This is a genomic window from Salinisphaera sp. G21_0, from assembly GCF_017744115.1.
Taxonomy (GTDB): domain Bacteria; phylum Pseudomonadota; class Gammaproteobacteria; order Pseudomonadales; family Endozoicomonadaceae; genus Endozoicomonas.
Genome location: NZ_JAGHQW010000245.1, coordinates 1 through 613 on the forward strand (window position 1 = coordinate 1; position 613 = coordinate 613).

Annotated in this window: 1 protein-coding gene; it reads right to left on the reverse strand. The window is 46.2% G+C overall.

The features are described from left to right. A partial coding sequence (locus tag J7439_RS25880) for a hypothetical protein (RefSeq protein WP_209204931.1) occupies positions 1-475 on the reverse strand: 475 nt, incomplete at its 3' end. Between the last annotated feature and the right edge of the window lie 138 nt (positions 476-613).

Consider the following 613-nt stretch of genomic DNA (forward strand, 5'->3'; position numbering starts at 1 on the left):
GTGTTTTTGTTGCCTCAATCTGTACCAACTTTTCAGCCACTGCATTTTTAACGAGCTCAGGAACAACACCCTCATTATCATTTCGGATAACCGGGCTGAGCGCCTTACATAAACTGGTGGTTAGCTGGCCGTTGCGGGCATAGTGTTCCAGAGATGCCCAAACCACTGACTTTAATGGTTTGTTGTATTTGATGATATCGATAATCTCAGAAGGTGACAGCAGAAATGCTACTTTTTCAGGCTCGGCTTTCCTGGTCTCTTTGGTTCTTGCTTTCATTTGGGCCCGTTTAGCCTCAAGCCTGATCGCATAGGGTGCCCGCTTGTCCCGAGGCTTTTCATACCATTGTTCTGTGAATTCGGTTGCCTTGAAAAATGCGATCAACTGTTCAAGGGTCCAGTTATTTATAACAAAACCGGTGTCAGTAACGGTAAACTCTGGTTTTGGAAGTACAACCGGTTCACCATCGGGTGGCATGACAGTAAGCCTTTGATTCCTGAATTGATACTCTGTTTGTTTAAGCTCGAACAGTATGGCCGTGATAAAGTGCCACAGGCGTTCCCGGCCCAACATGACGTGATCACCATCAACAACCACGCCTCTTTCATCATCAGT